The 22,442-nt window shown below is 39.8% G+C and carries 25 protein-coding genes; 14 read left to right on the plus strand and 11 right to left on the minus strand.

Translation table 11 applies throughout. The annotated features are described in order from the left end of the window. Positions 1-59: 59 nt before the first annotated feature. A complete protein-coding gene (locus tag AC1M9B_RS11955) occupies positions 60-680 on the plus strand; it encodes a LysE family transporter (protein ID WP_481587711.1) in 621 nt (206 codons plus the stop codon). Between the two features lie 532 nt (positions 681-1,212). On the opposite strand, the gene znuB is transcribed toward AC1M9B_RS11955, so the two are convergent. The 3 genes from znuB to AC1M9B_RS11970 are packed head-to-tail and all read right to left on the minus strand — an operon-like array spanning position 1,213 to position 3,275. Then, positions 1,213-2,013: a zinc ABC transporter permease subunit ZnuB gene (znuB, locus tag AC1M9B_RS11960; RefSeq protein ID WP_481592430.1), complete on the minus strand. Its 801-nt coding sequence runs from the start codon at positions 2,011-2,013 to the stop codon at positions 1,213-1,215. Positions 2,014-2,016: 3 nt separating this feature from the next. After that, positions 2,017-2,805, minus strand: a complete 789-nt coding sequence (znuC, locus tag AC1M9B_RS11965) for a zinc ABC transporter ATP-binding protein ZnuC (RefSeq protein WP_035268168.1) — start codon at positions 2,803-2,805, stop codon at positions 2,017-2,019. Next, positions 2,784-3,275, minus strand: a complete 492-nt coding sequence (locus AC1M9B_RS11970) for a transcriptional repressor (protein WP_035268172.1) — start codon at positions 3,273-3,275, stop codon at positions 2,784-2,786. Before AC1M9B_RS11970 ends, znuC begins: the two co-directional genes overlap by 22 nt. Before the next feature lie 138 nt (positions 3,276-3,413). Between AC1M9B_RS11970 and AC1M9B_RS11975 the strand changes: the two genes are divergently transcribed. The 11 genes from AC1M9B_RS11975 to AC1M9B_RS12025 all read left to right on the plus strand — a co-directional run bounded on the left by AC1M9B_RS11975 (position 3,414) and on the right by AC1M9B_RS12025 (position 13,629). Then, positions 3,414-4,256, plus strand: a complete 843-nt coding sequence (locus AC1M9B_RS11975; RefSeq protein WP_035268175.1) for a metal ABC transporter solute-binding protein, Zn/Mn family — start codon at positions 3,414-3,416, stop codon at positions 4,254-4,256. Positions 4,257-4,425: 169 nt separating this feature from the next. Continuing rightward, on the plus strand, positions 4,426-4,818 hold the full coding sequence (locus tag AC1M9B_RS11980) for an ATP synthase subunit I (RefSeq protein ID WP_035268179.1): 393 nt from the start codon (positions 4,426-4,428) through the stop codon (positions 4,816-4,818). A gap of 111 nt (positions 4,819-4,929) precedes the next feature. Then, positions 4,930-5,805 carry a F0F1 ATP synthase subunit A gene (gene atpB, locus AC1M9B_RS11985; RefSeq protein WP_035268181.1) on the plus strand — a complete coding sequence of 292 codons (876 nt, stop codon included), beginning with the start codon at positions 4,930-4,932 and terminating at the stop codon, positions 5,803-5,805. A gap of 80 nt (positions 5,806-5,885) precedes the next feature. Beyond that, positions 5,886-6,140, plus strand: a complete 255-nt coding sequence (atpE, locus tag AC1M9B_RS11990; protein ID WP_035268188.1) for a F0F1 ATP synthase subunit C — start codon at positions 5,886-5,888, stop codon at positions 6,138-6,140. 38 nt (positions 6,141-6,178) lie between these two features. Next, entirely contained in the window at positions 6,179-6,649 is a 471-nt protein-coding gene (locus AC1M9B_RS11995) for a F0F1 ATP synthase subunit B (protein ID WP_035268191.1), read from the plus strand. Positions 6,650-6,660: 11 nt separating this feature from the next. Further along, the gene (locus AC1M9B_RS12000; protein WP_035268194.1) at positions 6,661-7,197 is read left to right on the plus strand and encodes a F0F1 ATP synthase subunit delta; all 537 of its coding nucleotides are present in this window, start codon (positions 6,661-6,663) and stop codon (positions 7,195-7,197) included. A 47-nt stretch (positions 7,198-7,244) separates the two neighbouring features. Continuing rightward, positions 7,245-8,789 (plus strand): F0F1 ATP synthase subunit alpha, encoded by a 1,545-nt coding sequence (gene atpA, locus AC1M9B_RS12005; RefSeq protein ID WP_035268197.1) that lies wholly within the window; start codon positions 7,245-7,247, stop codon positions 8,787-8,789. Between the two features lie 89 nt (positions 8,790-8,878). Further along, complete coding sequence (gene atpG, locus AC1M9B_RS12010) at positions 8,879-9,748, plus strand: F0F1 ATP synthase subunit gamma (RefSeq protein ID WP_035268202.1); 870 nt, start codon at positions 8,879-8,881, stop codon at positions 9,746-9,748. A gap of 26 nt (positions 9,749-9,774) precedes the next feature. Beyond that, positions 9,775-11,169 carry a F0F1 ATP synthase subunit beta gene (atpD, locus tag AC1M9B_RS12015; protein WP_035268203.1) on the plus strand — a complete coding sequence of 465 codons (1,395 nt, stop codon included), beginning with the start codon at positions 9,775-9,777 and terminating at the stop codon, positions 11,167-11,169. Between the two features lie 26 nt (positions 11,170-11,195). Continuing rightward, positions 11,196-11,615 carry a F0F1 ATP synthase subunit epsilon gene (locus AC1M9B_RS12020; protein WP_035268205.1) on the plus strand — a complete coding sequence of 140 codons (420 nt, stop codon included), beginning with the start codon at positions 11,196-11,198 and terminating at the stop codon, positions 11,613-11,615. 646 nt (positions 11,616-12,261) lie between these two features. Further along, positions 12,262-13,629 (plus strand): NAD-dependent succinate-semialdehyde dehydrogenase, encoded by a 1,368-nt coding sequence (locus tag AC1M9B_RS12025; RefSeq protein ID WP_481609182.1) that lies wholly within the window; start codon positions 12,262-12,264, stop codon positions 13,627-13,629. Positions 13,630-13,661: 32 nt separating this feature from the next. On the opposite strand, the gene AC1M9B_RS12030 is transcribed toward AC1M9B_RS12025, so the two are convergent. Continuing rightward, positions 13,662-14,111 carry an AAA family ATPase gene (locus tag AC1M9B_RS12030; RefSeq protein WP_481609183.1) on the minus strand — a complete coding sequence of 150 codons (450 nt, stop codon included), beginning with the start codon at positions 14,109-14,111 and terminating at the stop codon, positions 13,662-13,664. A 93-nt stretch (positions 14,112-14,204) separates the two neighbouring features. Between AC1M9B_RS12030 and AC1M9B_RS12035 the strand changes: the two genes are divergently transcribed. Beyond that, on the plus strand, positions 14,205-14,654 hold the full coding sequence (locus AC1M9B_RS12035; RefSeq protein ID WP_481609184.1) for a hypothetical protein: 450 nt from the start codon (positions 14,205-14,207) through the stop codon (positions 14,652-14,654). A 6-nt stretch (positions 14,655-14,660) separates the two neighbouring features. Here AC1M9B_RS12035 and AC1M9B_RS12040 read toward each other — a convergent pair whose 3' ends face one another. The 4 genes from AC1M9B_RS12040 to AC1M9B_RS12055 form a co-directional block, all read right to left on the minus strand. Beyond that, complete coding sequence (locus AC1M9B_RS12040) at positions 14,661-15,674, minus strand: pirin family protein (protein ID WP_481609185.1); 1,014 nt, start codon at positions 15,672-15,674, stop codon at positions 14,661-14,663. An 89-nt stretch (positions 15,675-15,763) separates the two neighbouring features. Next, positions 15,764-16,348, minus strand: a complete 585-nt coding sequence (locus AC1M9B_RS12045; RefSeq protein WP_481609186.1) for a hypothetical protein — start codon at positions 16,346-16,348, stop codon at positions 15,764-15,766. 194 nt (positions 16,349-16,542) lie between these two features. After that, a complete protein-coding gene (locus tag AC1M9B_RS12050) occupies positions 16,543-17,085 on the minus strand; it encodes a glutathione peroxidase (RefSeq protein ID WP_481609187.1) in 543 nt (180 codons plus the stop codon). Positions 17,086-17,201: 116 nt separating this feature from the next. Further along, entirely contained in the window at positions 17,202-17,723 is a 522-nt protein-coding gene (locus AC1M9B_RS12055; protein WP_092767874.1) for a hypothetical protein, read from the minus strand. A gap of 341 nt (positions 17,724-18,064) precedes the next feature. Here AC1M9B_RS12055 and AC1M9B_RS12060 point away from each other — a divergent pair, with 341 nt between their 5' ends. Then, positions 18,065-18,964 carry a DMT family transporter gene (locus AC1M9B_RS12060; RefSeq protein WP_481609188.1) on the plus strand — a complete coding sequence of 300 codons (900 nt, stop codon included), beginning with the start codon at positions 18,065-18,067 and terminating at the stop codon, positions 18,962-18,964. Between the two features lie 394 nt (positions 18,965-19,358). Here AC1M9B_RS12060 and tsaC read toward each other — a convergent pair whose 3' ends face one another. Genes tsaC through AC1M9B_RS12075 form a run of 3 tightly spaced genes read right to left on the minus strand, consistent with a single transcriptional unit; the run spans position 19,359 to position 22,339 of the window. Then, complete coding sequence (gene tsaC / locus AC1M9B_RS12065) at positions 19,359-19,928, minus strand: L-threonylcarbamoyladenylate synthase type 1 TsaC (RefSeq protein WP_481592437.1); 570 nt, start codon at positions 19,926-19,928, stop codon at positions 19,359-19,361. A gap of 48 nt (positions 19,929-19,976) precedes the next feature. Further along, positions 19,977-21,173: a DNA-processing protein DprA gene (gene dprA, locus AC1M9B_RS12070; protein ID WP_481609189.1), complete on the minus strand. Its 1,197-nt coding sequence runs from the start codon at positions 21,171-21,173 to the stop codon at positions 19,977-19,979. Between the two features lie 14 nt (positions 21,174-21,187). Continuing rightward, the gene (locus AC1M9B_RS12075; protein ID WP_481596416.1) at positions 21,188-22,339 is read right to left on the minus strand and encodes a LysM peptidoglycan-binding domain-containing protein; all 1,152 of its coding nucleotides are present in this window, start codon (positions 22,337-22,339) and stop codon (positions 21,188-21,190) included. Between the last annotated feature and the right edge of the window lie 103 nt (positions 22,340-22,442).

The following is a 22,442-nucleotide window of genomic DNA, read 5'->3' on the forward strand; positions in this document are numbered from 1 at the left end:
AAATCTTAAAAAAGTCGAATTGTCATATAATCTCATCAAAATAAATCTCCCAAATCGTTATGTCTTATCAAATGTGGTTTGCCTACATGCTTGCATGTTGGGTTATTAGTATTTCGCCTGGTGCAGGTGCTATTGCATCTATGTCTAGTGGTTTGAATTATGGATTCAAACGAGGCTATTGGAATGCAATTGGTCTGCAACTTGCACTTTTGGTTCAAATTGGAGTTGTCGCTGCGGGAGCAGGCGTACTATTTGCTACGACACCTTTGGCATTTTTGATCGTCAAATGGTTTGGGGTTGGGTATTTATTATATTTGGCATATTTACAGTGGAAAGCCCCAGTGCAGTCCATCGAAATTCAGACTGATTTAAAGCAAAAGTCAGCGATGAAGCTAGTAATCAGCGGTTTCTTTGTCAATATGAGTAATCCAAAAGCAATTGTATTCTTATTGGCAGTGTTGCCACAGTTTCTGGATCTTTCAAAGCCTCAATGGCCACAATACCTCATCATGGCTTGTACGATGATTGTTATCGATCTTATCGTTATGGCTGGATATACAGGTCTTGCAGCGAAGGTATTGCGTTTACTTAAATCACCTCGTCAGCAAAAAGTGATGAATCGTACCTTTGCAGGTTTATTTGCAGGTGCGGCTTTTTTATTGAGTTTAGTGCATCAATAAGACACAATAAAATAACGAATGAGGGTTATTTTATTGAAAATTATAATATTAATTTTGACTATTCTGTTGGGGCTCGGCTTAATTTCAACTCCCTAAATCTGGGCGTATTTTTATTTACAGCCTGAAAGTGTGTGGTAATGGATCAAGTTTGTGATGTGGGGCGCGGGTATTGGCATATGCGCCACATTTGGTCTTACAGTGATTTTAACTTTGATCACCACCCTTATAAAAAAAATGATTGTGGATGATACTTCGCAATATAAGATGTTTTTCAAACAAATGGTTTATTTGATGTGGATCAATGTGGTCTTATTTATCACGGCTGCAATCGGTTTACTATTCGAATGGTTGCCTTTCTATATTGTTGAATATTGGTTTATGCCTGAGACCTTTTTTGGCTTTTGGCATGTGATATGGATAAAAGGCCTCATTAATTTATTGGTTATGGTGGTTTTTTATTCTCTTGTTATATCTTTCTCTGTCTTCATAAATATTTTATAAAGAAGCAAGATTAATGAATAGCCCAAATAAATCAGGCTATTTTTTTAAATTTTTGAATGATAAAAATCACAGCAAATACGATTGCCATGGTTAATACAATGCTTAAACCTGTCGCAATATTTAAACCTGCACTCGACCATAAGCCCACAGTCACACCAACTTGAGCCACAATAAAAGACCATAGCACCATGTGTTTAGGTGAATGTGCTAAAAGTCTTGCGGTTAATGCAGGTATAACCAATAAAGCACCCATGAGTAATGAACCTACTGCACGTAACGCAAGTACTGTAAATAAGGCAAGAAGCAGCATAAAAATAAGGCGCTGCCATTTCGCATTCACACCTTCACTTACTGCAATATCAGGATCAATCGCAATTTGAATTTGAGATTGCCAACTTTTATAGAGCACAGAGAGTGCAATGACAATCACCACTGCAAATGTCGGTAAGTCGGACCAAGATATTGTTAAAAGATCGCCAAATAAATAACTGAGCAACTCTGGTCTTAGCGCAGGGAGGTGTTGGATGACCAATAGTCCTGAGCAAAGCAGCGTTGCTGAACATAACGCAAGTAATGCATCGTTGGGCAAGCGAGGATCATGCAATACCCAAAGGACTGCGACCAAGAGTAACGCGGTAAACGTAACCCCCATCCATAAGGGGAGGGTGAGTAAGCCAGCAATCGCCACACCCAAGAGAGTTCCATGCGCCATTGTGTCTGCAAAGAATGACATACGACGCCATAACATAAGACAACCAAGCGGTGCAGTTAGAAACACTAACAATGTTCCCATAATCCATGCAGGTAATAGAAGTTGTAACCATTCCATCATGATCTAAGCTTCCGGTTCTGGATGAATATGAGGACGAGGATCGTGTTGACATGGCGTTGCTGTATCACCATGTGCACAATGATCGTGATGATGTTGGTAGAACACTCGATTAGTGCCGAAAATAGCTTGATACTCAGGGTCTTGTTGAATATTTTCAGGCAAACCGCTACAACATATATGTTTATTGAGGCATACCACACGCTGTGTACCTTGCATCACCCACTGCAAATCATGAGAGACGATTAAGATCGAGCAACCGTAGCGCTCAGGTAGACTTCGAACATAATCATAAAGTTCAGCTTCAGATTGAATATCTAAACCTTGCATCGGTTCATCGAGTACCAATAAGTTGGGTTGACGCAGTAGAGCGCGTGCTAAAAGTACACGCTGGCGTTCCCCACCAGACAGCTGTTGGACTTTCGAATCTTGTAATTTTATGATCCCAGTATCTCGAATAATTTCTTGTTTAATCGCAAGATCACACTTTTCTAAATCAAGTAAATCTTTCACTCGAAGTGGCAAGCTGTGGGATGGATTGAACTTTTGAGGGACGTAAGCAAGTTTTAAAGCTTTATGATGTTTAATTTGACCAGAATTGGCCTTCACAATTCCGAGAATCACTTTGATAAGCGTAGATTTACCCGCCCCATTGGGACCAATGAGGGTAATAATTTCTTTGTCATGAATCTGAAAGTCAACATTCTTTAAAATGTCTCTTTCATCAATTCGCACATTAATTTGCTGCAGTTCAATTAATGGCAATGCAGAACTTACTGAGAGCACTGCTGACATAATCCTGAAATCTCAATAATGCTATGTTGAGCCTGAAAATGATCAGACGAAGCCAATTGATCAAGTTGTTGAATCAAACCAAGAGCTGAAGCCTCTTTCACTGTATTGCATTTAGAGCAAATGAGAAAAGCGGCTTGATGTCCAGCACGAGGATGGCAACATGGAATATAGGCATTAATTGAAGTTAAACGATGAATAAAACCTTTTTCGAGCAAAAAATCGAGGGTGCGGTAAACAGTTGGAGGTGCTGCTGGACGTTCAGCATTACCTTTCAATTTCGCCAACAAGTCATAAGCGCCCATAGGGCCTGAAGCCGTTAAAATTAACTCTAAAACTTCTTTGCGAAGCGGAGTCAATTTAGCACCTGAAGCAGCGCAGCTTGCTTCAGCTTCTAATAAACGAGCTTCAACATTCGGGTGATCATGCACACCGTGTAAAGTATCATGATGTTCGTGTGAACATGCGCTCATGGACTGACCTCAAGACTTCGAAAAGGGAAGGGGATATCTCATAAATAGTATCATGAGACCTTGCAACTTACGAACAGCATAGGCATTTTTAACTGTTTGTTATATTATAACGTCAAAATTCGAGTGGTAATTAATTTCATGTTGCGTCTGCTAGCACTATGCTTTACAGCATTATTCACAACCTTGGCTTGGGCACAAGCACCCTTGGTGGTTTCGACACACCCAGTGTATTTGATTGCAAAAGAAATCACTCAAGGTATTGAAGAACCAAAATTGTTGCTAGAAAATCAAACAGGGCATGATGTTCATCTGACCCCTGCGCACCGTAAATTAATTCAGGATGCTGGATTGGTTATTTGGCTTGGTAAAGCGCATGAAGCGCCATTAGAGAGTATTTTGGCGAAAAACTCTAAAGCAGTTGCCTTATTGAATACAGGAATATTGCAAACATTGCCGCTTAGAAATAGTCGAGGGGACGTAGTAAAAGGAACTGTCGATACTCATGTATGGTTAGAACCAAATAATGCAGTTCGCATTGGCTTTTTTATAGCGGCATTACGCTCACAACAACAACCTGAGTTTAAAGACAAGTATTGGAGTAATGCTAAACTTTTTGCACATGAGATGCTGAAAACCTCACAAAGTGTAAAACTCAATCATGGTGTTCAGCCGTATTGGTCATTACATGATGCATACCAATACTTGGAGCGTGCGCTGTTGCTAAAATTCGCTGGTGCGATGACAGAAGACCCACATATGGCACCTACAATTGCTCAAATCAAATATTTAAAAGACCATCGCCCTCAGCAAAAGATGTGTCTTTTGGCTGAAACTGTAGCTAATAAGAATCAATATAAGTCTCTAGGTCATGTGAATTTTCTCGCAGTTGATGAGAGTTTTGCTAAACACCAGAATTTTATAACAGCATGGCAGACTCTAGCGATACAAGTACGTGCATGTGTAGAAAAAGCACAAAAGTGATGTAAAAACAGCCGATAATTGTATAAGTGCTCAGCAATAAACGATCTAAAAATACCAGACTTAGGTCGGGAAAAGATTGCATGTTCAGGGGTGTAACTCTATAATGCCTGCGATTAAAAATAATCATCAGCTAAACTTGTCAAGCATTATTGCTGTGAGTGGATAATAAATGAGCCGAACTAGTCGCTTGATTGACCGACGATTAGCGAAAGCTTTAGTCATCTTGCAAGCATGTATGATACCTGTTTCAGCCTTGATAGCGTGGGTCTTGAAAGACTCGACTGCGGCTTTGAGTGCAGCATTAGGTGCATTCGTATGTTGGCTAGCCAGTTGTTATTTTTCATGGCAGTCGTTCAGAGCTGCAGGTGCAAGAGCTTCGAAACAGGTTCTATCGAATATGTATCGGGGGTTGCTCGGTAAGTTTGGAATTGTGATTGTTGGCTTCATTTTGATTTTAATCAATGTGAAACCGTTGTCAGCGGTCGCATTGTTTTGTGGTTTCATACTCGTTCAGACCATGTCGTGGGTCGCACCTTTTTGGGCGTCGCGTCTATCAAAATGAGTTGAATTGCAACGAAAAATTGAAAAGTTTTTTAGATGTTTAACGAGATATCAAGCAGCACGCGATATTCGTTAACTCTAATTTGTATTTGACATTAACCAGGTGTGATTTATGGCTGCTGAAGAACATACCCTTACCTCGTCTGAGTATATTCAGCATCACTTAACGAACATGACCTATGGTAAAGCACCAGATGGTACGTGGAAGTTAGCTGAGACTGCTGAAGAAGCGAAAGAGATGGGGTTCACTGCTATTCACTTGGATTCTATGGGTTGGTCAATCGGCCTTGGCGTCATTTTCTGTTTGTTGTTCTGGTTAGTAGCGAAAGCTGCAAACTCTGGTGTTCCGACCAAGTTCCAGGCTGCAATTGAAATGATCGTTGAGTTTGTTGACTCAAGTGTTCGTGATACCTTTCATGGTAAATCACGTTTAATCGCGCCTCTAGCTCTTACCATCTTCGTGTGGATTTTCCTCATGAACTTGATGGACCTTATCCCTGTTGACTGGATTCCTTATACAGCTCAACACATAATTGGTGGGCTATTCGGTATCGACCCGCATCATGTTTACTTCAAAATCGTTCCTTCTACTGACCCTAACGTAACCCTTGGTATGGCGTTATCAGTATTTGCGTTAACTATTTTCTATAGTATCCGTGAAAAAGGTCTAGTCGGTTTCGGTGCAGAATTTGCGCTTAACCCATTCAATCCAAGTAACCCATTTTTAAAAGCATTATTAATTCCAGTAAATATTCTTCTTGAATTAGTAACTTTTATCGCGCGTCCAATTTCATTGGCTCTCCGTTTGTTCGGTAACATGTATGCGGGTGAATTGATCTTCATTTTGATCGCATTATTACCGTTCTGGATTCAATGGGCGTTGTCTGTGCCTTGGGCAATCTTCCATATTCTTGTTATCACGTTACAAGCATTCATCTTCATGATGTTAACGATCGTGTATATGAGTATGGCTAGCGAGAAGCATTAATTAATATTTGCTCGACTACACTATGTAGTTGGGCTAAAGTTTTTTTGTTTGATTTAAACTCAACCTCTGAGGATTTTTTCATGGATTTAGTAGTTGGCTTATCTGCTGTTGCAGCTGCTCTTTTAATCGCGTTCGGTGCTTTAGGTACTGCGATCGGTTTTGGTCTTTTAGGTGGTCGCTTCCTTGAAGCTGTTGCTCGTCAACCAGAATTGGCTCCACAACTTCAAACTCGTATGTTCTTAATCGCGGGTCTTCTTGATGCTGTGCCTATGATCGGTGTTGGTATTGGTTTGTTCATTATCTTTGCAAATCCGTTCATCGGCCTAGTAGGTTAATTAGCTAAATTCCGAAATCAACTATTTGAGGAATAGCAATGAATATTAACTATACTCTGTTTGGTCAAGCGATTGCGTTTGCGATCTTTGTCGCATTCTGTATGAAATTCGTTTGGCCTCCACTAATCAATGCGATTAGTGAGCGTCAGCGTAAAATTGCTGATGGCTTAAATGCAGCTGAAAAGGCGAAAGCTGATCTTGCAGATGCGCAAGCTCAAGTTAAAGCTGAATTAGATGCAGCGAAAGCACAAGCGGCTCAATTGATCGAACAAGCGAACCGTCGTGCGGCTCAATTGGTTGAAGAAGCTCGTACTCAAGCATCTGCTGAAGGTGAGCGTATTCGTCAACAAGCGAAAGAAGCTGTTGACACAGAGATCAATGCTGCTCGTGAAGAATTACGTCAACAAGTTGCAGCTCTTGCTGTTGCTGGTGCAGAGAAAATTCTGAACCAACAAGTTGATGAAGCAGCTCACAATGCCATGCTTACTCAGCTGGCTGCTAAACTTTAAGCGAGGCGATTATGGCTGAACTCTTGACGTTAGCACGCCCGTACGCTAAAGCAGCATTTGCTTTCGCTTCTGAGCAAGGTGCAACTGACAATTGGTCAAATGTGTTACAAGTGCTTAGTGCTGCGGTGCAAGATGAAGCATTTTCCGCTTACTTGAGTCGCCCTGAGCTTACTCCTGTGGAGCAAGTAAGTTTATTTGCTAAGGTTTTAGGTGCAGATCAAACTGCTGAAGTGTCTAACTTTTTGACACTTTTGGCTGAAAATGATCGTTTAACTTTGTTACCTGAGATTGAAGCAGAGTACGAACTTCTTAAATCACAAAATAACAATGTGGTAGATGTCGTGATTGAATCTGCATTACCACTTTCTGCTGAACAAGAGCAATTACTTGCATCTGCGTTAGAGAAACGTTTCAACGCAGCTGTAAATGTTTCAGTAGAAGTTAACCCAGCGTTAATCGCGGGTGTTGTTATTCGTGCAGGCGACCAAGTGATAGATGATTCTGCGCTTAATAAGCTTGAAAAAATGCGGACTCGTCTTCTTGCATAATTGCGTAAAAAGAAGACTGAACTTAATAAAGATTGAGGTATAGCGCAATGCAACAACTGAATCCATCCGAGATCAGTGCGCTCATTAAACAGCGTATCGGCGATCTGGACACCAGCGCGACCGCTAAGAACGAAGGAACCATTGTTATGGTTTCCGACGGTATTGTGCGTATTCACGGCCTTGCTGATGCAATGTACGGTGAAATGATCGAATTCGACGGCGGCTTATACGGTATGGCACTGAACCTAGAACAGGATTCAGTGGGCGTCGTTGTTTTAGGTAACTACTTAAGCCTTCAAGAAGGTCAAAAAGCTCGTTGCACAGGTCGTGTATTAGAAGTTCCGGTTGGTCCAGAACTTTTAGGCCGTGTAGTAGATGCTTTGGGTAACCCAATTGATGGTAAAGGCCCAATTGATGCAAAATTATCTGATGCAGTTGAAAAAGTTGCACCAGGCGTAATTTGGCGTCAATCGGTAGATGAGCCTGTACAAACTGGTTATAAATCAGTTGATACAATGATTCCAGTTGGTCGTGGCCAACGTGAATTAATCATCGGTGACCGTCAAACTGGTAAAACAGCAATGGCGATCGATGCGATCATCGCACAGAAGAATTCTGGCATTAAATGTATTTACGTTGCAGTTGGTCAAAAACAATCAACTATCGCAAACGTTGTACGTAAGTTAGAAGAAACTGGCGCTATGGCGTATACGACTGTTGTAGCAGCTGCGGCAGCGGATCCAGCAGCAATGCTTTTCCTTGCTCCGTACTCTGGCTGTACAATGGGCGAATACTTCCGTGACCGCGGTGAAGATGCGTTAATCATTTATGATGACTTATCTAAACAAGCAGTTGCGTATCGTCAAATTTCATTGCTTTTACGCCGTCCACCAGGTCGTGAAGCGTATCCAGGTGACGTATTCTATCTTCATAGTCGTCTACTTGAACGTGCTTCTCGTGTATCTGCTGACTATGTTGAGAAATTCACTAACGGTGAAGTTAAAGGCCAAACTGGTTCATTAACTGCATTACCGATTATTGAAACTCAAGCGGGTGACGTATCTGCATTCGTACCAACGAACGTAATTTCGATTACTGATGGTCAGATCTTCTTAGAAACATCATTATTCAACGCAGGTATTCGTCCTGCTGTGAACGCGGGTATCTCTGTATCTCGTGTTGGTGGTTCTGCTCAAACTAAGATCATCAAAAAATTGTCTGGTGGTATCCGTACTGCTTTAGCACAATATCGTGAATTGGCTGCGTTTGCTCAGTTCGCTTCTGACCTTGATGAAGCAACTCGTAAGCAACTTGAGCATGGTCAACGTGTAACTGAATTAATGAAGCAAAAACAATATGCTCCATATTCAATTGCTGACCAAGCTGTGTCTGTATATGCATCTAACGAAGGCTACATGGCTGACGTAGAAGTGAAGAAAATTGTAGACTTTGATGCTGCATTAATTTCTTACTTCCGTTCTGAACATGCTGCGTTAATGCAACAGATCGATGAAACTGGTGATTGGAACAAAGACATCGAAGCAGCATTCAAAGCTGGTATTGAAAGCTTTAAAGCGACTCAAACTTACTAATTTTCAAACTGTTGAAATTTAGTGTCGGTTTGGTTCACGGAATCAACCTTCGAGGGCTCGAAAGGGCCTTCGAATACTAGGTTAAGCGTATGGCAAATTTAAAAGAAATTCGCGCCAAAGTAGCTAGTATCAAAAGCACGCAGAAAATTACTCGCGCGATGCAGATGGTAGCAGCTTCTAAGATGCGTCGTGCGCAAGAGCGCATGGCTCAGGGCCGTCCGTATGCCGAAAATATGCACCGTGTAATTGCTCATTTAGTACAAGCGAACCCTGAATATAAACATCGTTATATGGTTGAACGCCCAGTTAAGCGCGTTGGCTATATCATCGTGTCATCAGATCGCGGTCTTGCTGGTGGTTTGAACATTAACTTGTTCAAGAAAGTGGTAAAACACGTTCAACAGCAACAAGAGCAGTCAATTGAAGTTCAATTTGCTTTGATTGGTCAAAAAGCGGTTTCGTTTTTTAAAAACTACGGCGGTAAAGTACTTGGTGCAACCACTCAAGTGGGTGACACTCCAAGTCTTGAACAGTTGTCTGGTTCTGTACAAGTCATGTTGGATGCATACGATAAAGGCGAATTAGATCGCATTTATTTGGTGTCTAACGGCTTTGTGAATGCCATGACTCAAAATCAAAAAATCGAACAACTTGTTCCTTTAGCAGCTGCTGAAGATGACAAGACTCTTAACCGCCAATACGGTTGGGATTATATTTATGAACCAGAAGCTGAAGAGCTTTTAAATGGTTTATTGGTTCGTTATATCGAGTCTGTGGTATACCAAGGTGTGATCGAAAACATCGCGTGTGAGCAATCTGCTCGTATGGTTGCAATGAAAGCTGCAACGGATAACGCGGGTGAATTGATCAAGAACCTACAACTTATTTATAACAAGCTGCGTCAAGCCGCGATTACTCAGGAAATTTCTGAGATCGTTGGTGGTGCCGCTGCCGTTTAACATTATTTTGAATTGAGGAGACAGCAATGAGTAGCGGTCGTATCATTCAGATCATCGGCGCGGTTATCGACGTCGAGTTTGAACGCAACAGTGTTCCTAAGATCTATGACGCTCTTCAGGTTGATGGCACTGAAACTACATTAGAAGTTCAGCAACAACTTGGTGACGGCGTTGTACGTACAATTGCGATGGGATCTACAGAAGGTCTTAAGCGTGGTTTGAACGTAACTAACACTAACGCTCCGATCTCTGTACCAGTTGGTCCAGCGACGCTTGGTCGTATCATGGACGTTCTTGGTCGCCCGATCGATGAAGCTGGTCCTGTTGCAACTGAAGAGCGTTTACCGATTCACCGTCAAGCGCCTTCTTATGCAGAACAAGCTGCTTCTACTGACCTTTTAGAAACTGGTATTAAAGTCATTGACTTACTTTGCCCGTTCGCTAAAGGTGGTAAAGTTGGTCTGTTCGGTGGTGCCGGTGTTGGTAAAACTGTAAACATGATGGAGTTGATCAACAACATCGCTAAAGCGCACTCAGGTTTATCTGTATTCGCTGGTGTTGGTGAGCGTACTCGTGAAGGTAACGACTTCTATCACGAGATGAAAGACTCTAACGTTCTTGACAAAGTAGCAATGGTTTACGGTCAGATGAACGAGCCACCAGGTAACCGTTTACGCGTAGCGTTAACTGGTCTTACTATGGCTGAGTACTTCCGTGATCAAAAAGACGAAAACGGTAAAGGCCGTGACGTATTATTGTTCGTAGACAACATCTACCGTTATACACTAGCAGGTACTGAAGTATCAGCACTTCTAGGCCGTATGCCATCTGCAGTAGGTTACCAACCGACACTCGCAGAAGAGATGGGTGTTCTTCAAGAACGTATTACTTCTACTAAGTCTGGTTCGATTACATCTATCCAAGCTGTATACGTACCTGCCGATGACTTAACGGATCCATCTCCAGCGACTACGTTCGCTCACTTAGATGCGACAGTTGTATTGAGCCGTGACATCGCTTCACAAGGTATTTACCCTGCGATCGATCCACTTGACTCTACTTCACGTCAATTAGATCCATTAGTTGTTGGTACTGAGCATTACGAAATCGCTCGTTCAGTTCAAAACGTTCTTCAACGTTATAAAGAATTGAAAGACATTATCGCAATTCTTGGTATGGACGAATTGTCAGAAGAAGACAAGCTTACTGTATACCGTGCACGTAAGATCCAACGTTTCTTCTCTCAACCGTTCCACGTAGCAGAAGTGTTTACTGGTGCTCCTGGTAAACTTGTACCGCTTAAAGAAACTATTCGTGGCTTTAAAGGTCTTCTAGCTGGTGAATACGATCACATCCCAGAACAAGCGTTCTATATGGTTGGTGGTATTGACGAAGTTATTGCTAAAGCCGAGAAACTTTAATTAGCTACCTAATTTAGGAGGTTCTCATGGCGACTATGCAATGTGACGTTGTAAGTGTTAAAGAGTCTTTGTACTCAGGCACTGTAACTATGCTAATTGCTAAAGGTGCTGGTGGTGAGTTAGGTATTATGCCTGGCCATGCTCCACTAGTAACTTTACTTCAACCGGGCGCGATTCGCGTTCAGTTGGAGAATGGTACAGAAGAATTAATCTATGTATCTGGTGGTGTTCTTGAAGTTCAACCGCACGTTGTTACGGTTCTTGCAGATACTGCAGTCCGTGCAGAAAATTTAGATGAAGCTGCAATCGTTGAAGCACGTAAAAATGCTGAAACTTTGTTAGCAAATCAAAAGAGCGATTTGGACGCTGCTGCTGCTTTGGCTGCGCTTGCAGAAACAGCTGCACAGTTGGAAACCATCCGCAAAATCAAAAACCGCGCTCAATAAGAGAGGGTTCGAGATTGAAAAACCACCCGAAAGGGTGGTTTTTTTATGGGTTATTGTAAGTTTGAAAAACTTGTGCTAAACATAATTTACTGATAATAAGTTAAGGGTTTTACAATGAAAACAATCAATGATTCTATTGTGGATAATCCTGTCATAAAAATAATTTCAATAATTGTACTAATGTTACAGTTAGTTTTTTTTATGTGTTTAGCAATATCTAATTTGACACAAGGAAATTTACATTTCATTTCAGATATTTCTAAGTTTTTTCTAGCATTTTATTTCATGTATCAGTTAATTGAAAATCCGAACTTTTTTAGAAAAACACATGATTTAAAATCACTAATTCGTTTTCTGAGAAAAAAAATTAATTTCATAATGCTAAATCAAATCAAAAACCTCGCTCAATAAAAGACAGTTCAAGATTGAAAAACCACCTGTAAGGGTGGTTTTTTTATGAATGTTATCTGAAATTCAATAGTTAAGTAACAGACTGAGAGATTGTGTAATATTCATCCTTTTTCAAAGATTTTAATGATAGCTTGGATAAGTAAGCATGAGGGTAATAAATTATTTTCATGTTTGATAATGAAGGATTGTTTTGATCCAAAGCATTAATAAATTTATTGGCATGAAGGGAAGAATTATGAGTTATCAATCCATTAACCCATTTACCAATACTGTATACAAAGAATATCCATCACACCAACAACAAGATATTGATCGTGCTTTGGATTCAGCCGAATCTATTCTTAAATCGGAATGGGTCAAAAATGTAGATGAGCGCGTAAAAGTTTTACAACGTTTGGCAGAATTATTTAGAGAAAAAAAGAGTGAATTAGCCAAGCTCATTACTTTAGATATGGGTAAGCTCATTGAGCAAAGTGAAAGTGAAATAGAATCTTGTGCTCAAATTGCTGAGTACTATGCAAAAAATACCGAACAATTTCTGAAATCAGTCCCCTATAAAACTGAGTTAGGTGAAGCTTGGGTGGAACATCATCCATTAGGTATTATCATGGCTGTCGAACCATGGAATTTCCCATTTTATCAATTGGTCCGTGTATTTGCACCAAACTGTGGTATTGGAAATCCTGTATTGGCCAAACATGCAGGTATCGTTCCGCAATGTGCAGAAGCATTTGAAAATCTTGTGTTAGAGGCAGGAGCACCTAAAGGTGTTTGGACCAATCTATTTATCAATACCGATCAAGTCGCAGATATTATTGCAGACAAACGTGTGCGCGGTGTTGCATTAACTGGTTCAGAAGGAGCAGGTAGTGCGGTCGCTGCGCAAGCAGGCAAACACATTAAAAAGTCTACGCTTGAATTGGGTGGGAATGATGTCTTTATTGTGTTGGATGATGCGGACTTAAATAAAGCGATTGAGATTGGTTGTAAAGCGCGTGTAAATAATACAGGGCAGGTGTGTACTGCAGCAAAACGATTTATTTTGCATAAAGACATCGCTGATCAGTTTAGAATAGGTTTGGTTGAAGCATTTAAAGCACTCAAAATTGGCGACCCATTAGACCGTAGTACAACATTGGGACCACTCTCATCGGAAAGTGCGCTTAAAAACTTGATTAAACAAGTGGATAAAGCAGTTCAGCAGGGTGCAACTTTGGTTATCGGTGGCAAAGCAATTGAACATGATGGTTATTTCTATGAGCCGACAATTTTAGAAAATATTAGTCGAGATAATGAAGCTTGGTACGAAGAATTCTTTGGGCCAGTTGCTCAGATTTATGTTGCGGAAAATGAGGATGAGATCGTTGAAATCGCCAATGACTCTAATTATGGTCTTGGAGGTGTCATTCACTCTCAAGACATAGAACGTGCAAAAAAATTAGCTTCGAGAATTGAAACAGGAATGGTGTGGATCAATTGGTTAACGGATACTGCTCCAGAATTACCATTTGGTGGCATAAAGAATTCTGGTTATGGTCATGAACTGGCAGATTTAGGTTTTCATGAATTTGTACAAAAAAAATTAGTGGTGGTGAAACAATAGAGTCTTTGAAATAAAGCGATCCTCGGGTCGCTTTATTGTTTGGAGTCTAAAATTAAATGGTGATATTCACCTGCACCTTTTATTTTAATATGATGTATTTCATCAAACCCTTCCTCAAAATCAGGTACTTCTAACTTCTTATATGTTGCTCGAACACCGACTTCAGGAATATTGGCTTTACCGCTTCGTTGACGATTGCGTTCTAGCGTACTTTTCAAATCTGTTTCAAAGTAATATGAAATCACTTCAAAGCCTGCTGATTTAGCACGTTGAATATAACGAGCACGGTCTGCTTTGGTTGGATTGGTATTGTCGATCACCGTTTTGGTTTTAGAGGCTAGACATGCTTCAAAGATCATGTTTTCCCGATGGCGAGTTTTTAGCATGTCTAAGTTAATTCTTAAATGTGAATGTGCCAAATGTAAAAGATAGTAGCTTGATTTGCCCGAAGCTTGAACTCCAGTGAAGATGATCAGTTGCATGGTTCAATTACATTAAAAGTATAAAGCTGAATTAAATCACGGCTTAGACTTTGCTACAATTCAGGTATAAGTCTAATAAATTCAAATAAAATAATGTATGGTCAAAGTCTAATTATCGCGCTAAGCATATTCACCTTCAGTCAGCTCACCGCATGTCAAAATTATTATTTAAGTCAGCCCAATGAACCTACTGAAGCGGCCTTGGTTGCCAACTCGTATAAAAATGGTTTAAGTGCTGAAATCGAGTTGGATTATCTCAGCGTATTTCAAAATCTGAGACAAGCATATCGTCGATGTATCGGTTTCACACGTGATGATGATTTAGTCTTTACTGAAAATAAGCTTGAAGAGCATATTGAAATGGCAACCCTATTTGCTCGAACAGAACGTGGTGAATATGTTCATAAGGCAACTGTAGAAAACTTATCACCTACATTGACAAGATTTACCTTGTATTTGCCTCAACGTTATCCTTTTCCCAATGCGCGTTTTGAACAGGATATTAAACGAGCATTGGGCAAAGATGAATACTGTAATATTTAAACCTTGTTAAGCCCCATCTGAACTCATTTGTTCAGGATATTCCTTGCGTTTACCACCTTCATAGCTGGCAAAACGAGGTGTTTCACGTGAAAACGTTGGAGCATCGCTTGGCCAAGGCCAGTCACCAAAATGGGTCTCACGATATCGTTTGAATGCAACATCAAGTTCTTCTTTGCTGTTCAATACAAAAGGCCCTCGCATTGCAACTGGTGCACCAATCGGTTCACCTTCTAACCATAAGATTCTCGCTTCTTGATCACCTGCTTCAATTTGAATTTCGGTGTCAGCTTTAAGCTCTACAAGATGTTTGAATTGAATGGTTGAATCAGCAATATTTAAAGTTGAACCCTGATAGAAGTAAGCAAATCGAGTGGAGGTCGCGGTGGTAGCTGGAATTTCAAGGTATGCGCCAGCTTCTAAAGTAATTAAGTATATATTCACTTTATTTTCTGCTGCAGCTGCCCAAGAGTGTGGTGGGCGACTTAATGCATTTTGATTTTGATATTGTCCAGAAATAACTCGTACATCAATGTTGCGAGACTGGTGATCAGTCGCTTTCACATGTGGAATTTGTTCACGCCAAAACATTTTATAATCAGCAGGTTGTTTTTTTTGTTCTGGAGATGAGTTAAACCAAATTTGAAATAATTCAAAAGGGTTCTCTCGATCCTGATGAATTAACGGGAACATTTCACAATGTTCAACACCATTTCCCGTACTTAGCCATTGCACATCGCCCGCTGCATATCGTCCACCATTACCCAAGGAATCAAAATGATCGACATAACCTTGTTCCACTAAAGTAATGGTTTCAAAACCCGTGTGTGGATGTTCGGGAAAGCCGGGAACAACACTACCATAATACATATTGAATTCTTGATTGATTGCAGGATGAACTGGTCCCATTTCAGCATTCCCAGCAGGGTAGTGATCAATATGATGAGCAGTAAAGATGAAAGGATCTTTTAAATCTAAACGAAAAGTAATAGGAGTTATATTATAGATGGGTGAGGTAGACATGCCGACTCCATGATATTTGAATTATTTAAGATCCAAATTAAAGAGAAATCCCTCACTCCACCATGTCTATTTTGTGAGAATAATGTATATCAATCCTCGGCTTGATTATTTTTTGTAGATGATCCGGACTGAGTCAAAAGCATACTGGCTAATTTCACCATTTCGCCTTGGATATTACCCATTTGCTTTTCTAAAGCTGCAAAATCGATGTTGTTTAAATTCACTTGGCCGTTTAGTAATGGTGAAGCTAATACATTTTGATTTGCCGTTAAAATATTAGAACGAATCTGGGAAATTTCTTGGCTTTTTAGGTCAAGTCCTGTCAATGCCTCATTAAATCCTAGTAATTGAGATTTCAAACTTTGCACTGACTGATCTAACTTTTGTGGATCTTTATTATTTACAGCTTGTTCTAAATCAGATTGTAGCTGTTGAATTTGCTCAATATATCCACCTGCTTTCAGCTGTACATCTGCCACATCACGTACAATGTAAAACATATTGCCTGACTTTAAGTCAGCTGGATCAGTGACTTGGGCAGGAGAAGATTCTTCAACATTAGCTGCTGTTGATTCATTTTCTTGATCGGGTTGGGTTTGCGGCTGACAACCTAACATCACGAGACCGAAGCCAAATAATGCAAAAGGGGTAATAATGCTTTGAAATACTTTCATTAATAAAACCAAATCGTTAATCACTTCATTCCAAGATACGATACAAATATGAGTTAAATCTGAATATTTGCAAAGCAATAACAAAAATTTTGATGTGAAAGAGTAACTTATGATTTTGACAGATTAATGAAGATATTTATTGAATTGAATAAGAAATAATCAAGTGACAAGATCGTCACTTGATCTTGATGAGATTATTTCGCCAGTTCAGCATTAATTGCATCAACAATACGCGCATCATCTGCAGTGATGTCTGGTGCAAAACGAGCAACGACTTCCCCTGTTTTTGAAACTAAGAATTTCTCAAAATTCCATAATACTTCAGGGGGATTATTAGGCGTTAAACCATAATCAACCAGATCTTTCCACCAAGGCCCCTCACCAATACGCTCTGGAATGGCGTTTGTTAAAGTTTCATATAGCGGATGTTTATTCTCCCCAACCACTGGAACTTTCGCAAAAAGAGGGAAGTCCACTTGATAATTTACTGAACAAAATTGTTCAATCTCTTCATTGCTTCCTGGTTCTTGTTCAAGAAAGTCATTGGAAGGAAAACCAAGAATTTCGAATCCTTGTTGTTTTTTTTCACTATAGAGTTTTTGCAGACCTTCGTACTGAGGTGTAAGGCCACATTTAGACGCTACATTCACGATCAATAATACTTTGCCTTCGTATTGTGATAAATCAACAGGCTGCCCCTGAATTTTATTTACTGGAATGTTATAAACTGAAGCCATTTCAATGTCCTAATCATAAAGTACCTAAAATATGTAGATTGAAAATACCATGGCATATAGATCTCACCAAGGTGTCTACAGTGAAAAAAAACAGGCCTGACGGCCTGCTTTATGAGTTAAGATTTTGTCCCGACTTGGTTTTTAAGATTCTGCATGTCCTGTAACAAGCTTTGTTGTAACTCAACAGCTTTCTTTTGTAGTTCAGTGATTTCATTCATATCAGGCTTTTCTTTAACACCTGCTTCTGCGAGGTCCAATCCAAGCTCATTCGATTCTTTCATTTTATCTCGAAGAGATGCACCTTCAGTACTTTTGAGCGCAAGTTTGTCCAGATCATCATTAAATTGATCCACATAGTTATCCATCTTCTCAACCACTGCGTCTAATTCAGCTTTATTATTGTTTTGCGCAGCTTGTGTCACTTCGTTTTGAAATGCCAAAGCCTCTTGAGCTTTTGTATTTGAAATTTGATCCAGTAAATCTAAATCATGTTGAATATCTGCATTTACATTGGTACTTAATGTATTGCTTTGAACCGTTTCAGCGGCAGTAGGTGAGGATTGATCGTTAGACTTTTTATCACAAGCGGTTAGAAAAACAGCTGTAGTGCATAGTGATGCAATGAGAAGTTTTTTCATAATTTATCCTTTTTATATGCTCGGTTCAATGCACTTACATTCACGATGAAGCACATTAAAAAATATTCAGTTAACCCGTTGATGGGAAAATTCAAGCATTTACGATCTCATAGCTCACACACAGCTTCTAGTGTTGTTTTGTAGAGGAATCCCTGTAAAAAAGTGAAAAGTGTTTTAAAATAGAACAGCACTCTACTTAATTTTTTAAGTAAAAATCTCAGACTTAGATGGCTGTTCTGCAGTCATTAACAATGAAGGGGGAGTGTGTTTCATGGAATGAAAAAGTCTAAAAATTGATGAAAACTTGATCTTAACGATTAAATAAAAATTAGGATGAAAATATGACATTTGAAAAAAAGCATTTGCTCTGGGCTTTATCATTGCCAGTCATTGCTGTATTGATTTGGTCGTTGAATATAGCCATTACACGATATGTTGCAGAGTATATTTCACCTGTCAGTATTAGTTTTTATCGTTGGATTATTGCCTTTTTGATTTTAACACCCTTTATCCTGCCTAAAGTCATCAAACAGCGTACTTTGGTACGACAAAATATAGTGAAATTAGCAGTGCTGAGTGCATTTGGTATGGTGCTTTATCAGGGGTTAGCTTACACCGCAGCACATTACACGACTGCAACCAATATGGGCATAATTAATGCCTTTATTCCAATTTTCACCATTTTTGTTTCACTGATGATTTTAAAAGAGTTTCCAACTCGATTTGCAGTGGTGGGTAGTATTTTATCATTTATCGGGCTGATTTATGTCATCGGTCAGGGGCGTCTAGATACACTGATGCATCTGGGTGGGCATTGGGGCGACATGATTATGATCGTCGCGGTATTCTTCTATGCTTTTTATGGTGTATTTCTCAAAAAGTGGCAACTCGAGCTCCCTTTAATGATTAGTCTTTATATTCAGATTGGTTTTGCAGTGTTGTACCACTTACCATTCGTTGCCGTATTGGGGCTCGATGCAATTGATCTGGATAACGGCTTGAGTGTGTTATATGCGGGAATTTTCCCTTCGATTATTGCGCCGTTAGTATGGATGTTGGCTGTTCAACATTTAGGCCCAAATCGTACCAGCATCTTTATGAACTTAATGCCAATCTTTACCGCTATTATTGCTTATGTCTGGTTAAAAGAAGCATGGACGATTTATCACAGTTTAGGCGGAATCGTGATTTTGATAGGTATTGCTTTAGCACAGAAAAAAAACTTCATTCATAAAGGCTAAGAGTGTTTAAAAAACAGACAATCGATTTATTTTTTTATTATACTTAAAATCTATAAAAGCTTATTGATCTAAATTAACTATCATTAGGCTTTTTAAAAAGTAAAATTAATAATTAAAAATAGGTACTTAATTATATCAATTGAACTAATAATTAATCTTATAAGAAAAATGATGATTTGAAACTATAAGTCTTAGTAATTGTGTAATATTTTTTTTTGTAGCATAATATGCGTACTGCAGAGAAAGCGATAATACACTCTTTTTCTGTACAGATGAATTTCTGAACCCTCTGGATGTGATTAGCACATCCTTTTATATGCTCAGTCAATACCTTTATGACTGAGCTTTTTTTTGTCTTAAATAATAAGTTTTAAGTCTCAGCATATCATGCTTTTTAAGCACGAATGACATCACCTGTTTCTGCATCTAATATTCGGCTAGGTTCTTGGCTCAGGCCTAAATCTCCATTTAAATAATTTAATTCAGCACCAAAGTACTGATTGACTTCTTGCAATGAGCGAGCGGGGTCTAAACCAGCAGGATTTGCACTGGTTGAAACAATGAACCCATCAAATGCGTTACACAGTGCGATGCAAAGAGGATGGTTGGTGACTCGGATAGCAACCTTAGGATGTTTGCCTCGAATCCAAAGTGGTATTTGCTCATCAGCTGGGAGAAGCCATGTGGTGGCGCGATCTTGATAAGATGTTTGTGACCAACTTTCAATCACCGCATCACGGCGGTCTTGAGGAAGCTTTGATAATAAATGTTCAACCTGACTGACTTGACCAGCCAATAAGATCACCCCTTTTTCGATAGGACGTTGTTTTAATCTTAAAATTTCTTTAAAAGCATTTTCATTAAAAGGGTCGCAACCTAAGCCCCATACTGCTTCTGTAGGATAAGCCAAAACGTGACCTTGTTTTAGACATTGAGCAGCCTCAGCAACTGAGGTTGTTAACATAAGCGTTCACCATTCTCTTGATTGAAAAGACTATTGTGAACCTTAATTTTAATTACGGCAACGTAGGTATAACCCAGATTGTTGAATACAGCGTCCTAAAAGTTCTAACTCCATCAAGTGGCTGGTGAGTGTCGCGGTGTCTAAATCAAGGGTTGCTGCAATTTGATCGAGATCGCGACCAACCCAATCTAATTGTTGAAATACAGCTAACAAATGTATAGGAATCGAATGCTCATCATCCTCATGCTTACTTAACTTTGGACGGTCTACTGAATGAGCTATTTCGTCATTTTGGAATTCATTAGGATTGTTTTTTCGTGACAGTGATGCTTGATGATGCTGCCATTGAGTCGGCAGGGCTAAATCTTCAATAATCTGCTCAGGATGATCAACTAAGATGGCACCTTCACGAATCAACTGATGGCAACCTTGATGAAATTCACTATAAATATGACCTGGAATTGCAAAGGTCGTTTTACCTTGATTTGCAGCAGCTTGGGCCGTAATTAATGAACCACTGCCCAATTGAGCTTCGGCCACCAATATCCCTAAACTTAAGCCACTTACGATTCTATTTCTGCGTGGAAAATTATGCTGAAGCGGTTTTGTACCGGGTAAAAACTCAGAAATGATGGTCCCGTTCTGCTTCAAGATTTGATCATGTAATGGGCGATTTTGTGATGGGTAAATTAAATCTAATCCTGTACCGATAACGGCGATTGTTCTGCCATGTTGCAAAGCACCTTGATGGGCTGCTTCATCAATCCCTTGTGCTAATCCACTCGTGATATAAAAACCTTGATCACTCAGATAATACGCAAAATCATATGCGACTTGTTTGCCATGTGGACTTGGTTTACGGCTTCCAACAATGGCAATTTGTGCTTCAGACAAGTGCTGTGCTTTACCTTTCCCAAATAAAATTGGGGGGCGGTCATGATAGGGCATCAATTGCTGAGGATAGTCTGGATCTTGCTCAGTGAGCATAAAATCAGAATGTTGATGAATTTGATACAGAATTCGCTCAAATTCTTGTTGCTGTTGATCAGAGAAAAATTGAGATGCACGCTCGATATGGTTTTTATGTAAGTTGAGCTGATGCCATTGATGTAGATGATTTTGCTGTACAGCATCTTGAGCTGAACCAAAATGCTGAACAAGTTTTTGATAAGCACTGAGTGAATGTTGAACGAGATACCAGAGTTTAATATAAGCCAACTGATGGTCGTTAATCTCGTTCAACATATCCGCACCTAATTTTAATTTTCAACCATTGGCGATGGTTCTAATACAGCACCTACTTTAATTGGAAGTGCGCTGTCTAGTACGTAAGCGTAACTTAATTGATCGAAAGTTTTAAAAATCATTAAATTGCCCACACGCTGATTAGGCAGTTGAATATTTTCTTTGGTCTTCGGATCTTTAACCACTTCGCCTTGTTGGAAAATACTTAACACGTGACCATTTTTTGCACCGTGAACGTTTCCTCGGTTAATTGTGACAACACTATGTTGAGCTGCTGTACCAATAGAACCCATAACACGAATCACTTGACCGCCTGGCTGAATATCCGTTGTTGCCGTTGGATAGAAGAGGCTTGGTAATTCATTTTGAAATTTAGGTAAAACGTAATCACCGCGACGAACTTCGGCATTAAAACTTTGTTTAAGCTCTAAGGTTGAAATTTCATTTTCGTTGGCAACAGCGACTGCAGTAGCTACCTCAATCAGTTCAAGTGCACCTGTATATTTTTTCCCTTTTTCATCTAAGAAAACATACGGTTCAGCTTCACGATAAACACCGTAGCTTTGTCCAGGGTTAATCCCTTGACCACGTGCATAAACTGTTTGACCTTCCCCAGCAACGATACGACGATCTGCCGAACCGAGAATATAAGGTGTGCTCTGCAAAGCATCAGGCGCAACGATGATACTTCTTTCTAGCCAAGGTTGAATATCATCCAAGGGAATAATTGGAATGGTATTCCCTAAGCTTTCAACTCGTACTTGAGGTTTTAGATTGATAGCACCAAGATGACGACGAATAACGCCTTCACAACCATCACCTTCATCTTTACCAATCAATGGGCGCCCGTCTAATGTACAGAGTAGTAAGCGATCACCCGGGTAGATCCAGTGTGGATTTTTGACATGTTTGTTGGATGCCCAAATTTCTTTCCAACGCCAAGGTGAGCGCAAAAATTTACCTGAAATATCCCACAAAGTGTCGCCTTTTTTGACCACATAAACGTGAGGAGCACCGGCCTTAATCGATGGTGGGCTTACATTTGGACTGGCTTGTGTCATTTGCGCGGTAAACAAGCCCGCACTAATGCAAATTGCAAGTGAAAGGCAGTGTTTCTTTAACCCCAGAGCATGTGAAAAAGCCATGCCATTGAAAACCTTTTTCATTATCATAATTCCTAAAATTATGTATCTATTTGCGCTATAATACGCATATTACACGTATTATTTGATGAAGCATTAACTTCATTTAATTTTTAAGATCAATGGC

The organism is Acinetobacter sp. ANC_7513 (assembly GCF_056779915.1).

What these genes read in the sequence shown, in the direction of transcription:
- AC1M9B_RS12060 (WP_481609188.1), top strand. Translation starts at nt 18,065, where the DNA reads ATGACATTTGAAAAAAAGCATTTGCTCTGGGCTTTATCATTGCCAGTC.
- AC1M9B_RS12075 (WP_481596416.1), bottom strand. Translation starts at nt 22,339, where the DNA reads ATGAAAAAGGTTTTCAATGGCATGGCTTTTTCACATGCTCTGGGGTTA.
- atpG (WP_035268202.1), top strand. Translation starts at nt 8,879, where the DNA reads ATGGCAAATTTAAAAGAAATTCGCGCCAAAGTAGCTAGTATCAAAAGC.
- AC1M9B_RS12050 (WP_481609187.1), bottom strand. Translation starts at nt 17,085, where the DNA reads ATGGCTTCAGTTTATAACATTCCAGTAAATAAAATTCAGGGGCAGCCT.
- atpE (WP_035268188.1), top strand. Translation starts at nt 5,886, where the DNA reads ATGGATTTAGTAGTTGGCTTATCTGCTGTTGCAGCTGCTCTTTTAATC.
- AC1M9B_RS11995 (WP_035268191.1), top strand. Translation starts at nt 6,179, where the DNA reads ATGAATATTAACTATACTCTGTTTGGTCAAGCGATTGCGTTTGCGATC.
- AC1M9B_RS12045 (WP_481609186.1), bottom strand. Translation starts at nt 16,348, where the DNA reads ATGAAAGTATTTCAAAGCATTATTACCCCTTTTGCATTATTTGGCTTC.
- AC1M9B_RS12025 (WP_481609182.1), top strand. Translation starts at nt 12,262, where the DNA reads ATGAGTTATCAATCCATTAACCCATTTACCAATACTGTATACAAAGAA.
- AC1M9B_RS11980 (WP_035268179.1), top strand. Translation starts at nt 4,426, where the DNA reads ATGAGCCGAACTAGTCGCTTGATTGACCGACGATTAGCGAAAGCTTTA.
- atpD (WP_035268203.1), top strand. Translation starts at nt 9,775, where the DNA reads ATGAGTAGCGGTCGTATCATTCAGATCATCGGCGCGGTTATCGACGTC.
- atpB (WP_035268181.1), top strand. Translation starts at nt 4,930, where the DNA reads ATGGCTGCTGAAGAACATACCCTTACCTCGTCTGAGTATATTCAGCAT.
- znuC (WP_035268168.1), bottom strand. Translation starts at nt 2,805, where the DNA reads ATGTCAGCAGTGCTCTCAGTAAGTTCTGCATTGCCATTAATTGAACTG.
- AC1M9B_RS11955 (WP_481587711.1), top strand. Translation starts at nt 60, where the DNA reads ATGTCTTATCAAATGTGGTTTGCCTACATGCTTGCATGTTGGGTTATT.
- AC1M9B_RS12030 (WP_481609183.1), bottom strand. Translation starts at nt 14,111, where the DNA reads ATGCAACTGATCATCTTCACTGGAGTTCAAGCTTCGGGCAAATCAAGC.
- AC1M9B_RS12020 (WP_035268205.1), top strand. Translation starts at nt 11,196, where the DNA reads ATGGCGACTATGCAATGTGACGTTGTAAGTGTTAAAGAGTCTTTGTAC.
- AC1M9B_RS11975 (WP_035268175.1), top strand. Translation starts at nt 3,414, where the DNA reads ATGTTGCGTCTGCTAGCACTATGCTTTACAGCATTATTCACAACCTTG.
- tsaC (WP_481592437.1), bottom strand. Translation starts at nt 19,928, where the DNA reads ATGTTAACAACCTCAGTTGCTGAGGCTGCTCAATGTCTAAAACAAGGT.
- AC1M9B_RS12055 (WP_092767874.1), bottom strand. Translation starts at nt 17,723, where the DNA reads ATGAAAAAACTTCTCATTGCATCACTATGCACTACAGCTGTTTTTCTA.
- atpA (WP_035268197.1), top strand. Translation starts at nt 7,245, where the DNA reads ATGCAACAACTGAATCCATCCGAGATCAGTGCGCTCATTAAACAGCGT.
- AC1M9B_RS12000 (WP_035268194.1), top strand. Translation starts at nt 6,661, where the DNA reads ATGGCTGAACTCTTGACGTTAGCACGCCCGTACGCTAAAGCAGCATTT.
- znuB (WP_481592430.1), bottom strand. Translation starts at nt 2,013, where the DNA reads ATGATGGAATGGTTACAACTTCTATTACCTGCATGGATTATGGGAACA.
- AC1M9B_RS12040 (WP_481609185.1), bottom strand. Translation starts at nt 15,674, where the DNA reads ATGTCTACCTCACCCATCTATAATATAACTCCTATTACTTTTCGTTTA.
- AC1M9B_RS11970 (WP_035268172.1), bottom strand. Translation starts at nt 3,275, where the DNA reads ATGAGCGCATGTTCACACGAACATCATGATACTTTACACGGTGTGCAT.
- dprA (WP_481609189.1), bottom strand. Translation starts at nt 21,173, where the DNA reads ATGTTGAACGAGATTAACGACCATCAGTTGGCTTATATTAAACTCTGG.
- AC1M9B_RS12035 (WP_481609184.1), top strand. Translation starts at nt 14,205, where the DNA reads ATGTATGGTCAAAGTCTAATTATCGCGCTAAGCATATTCACCTTCAGT.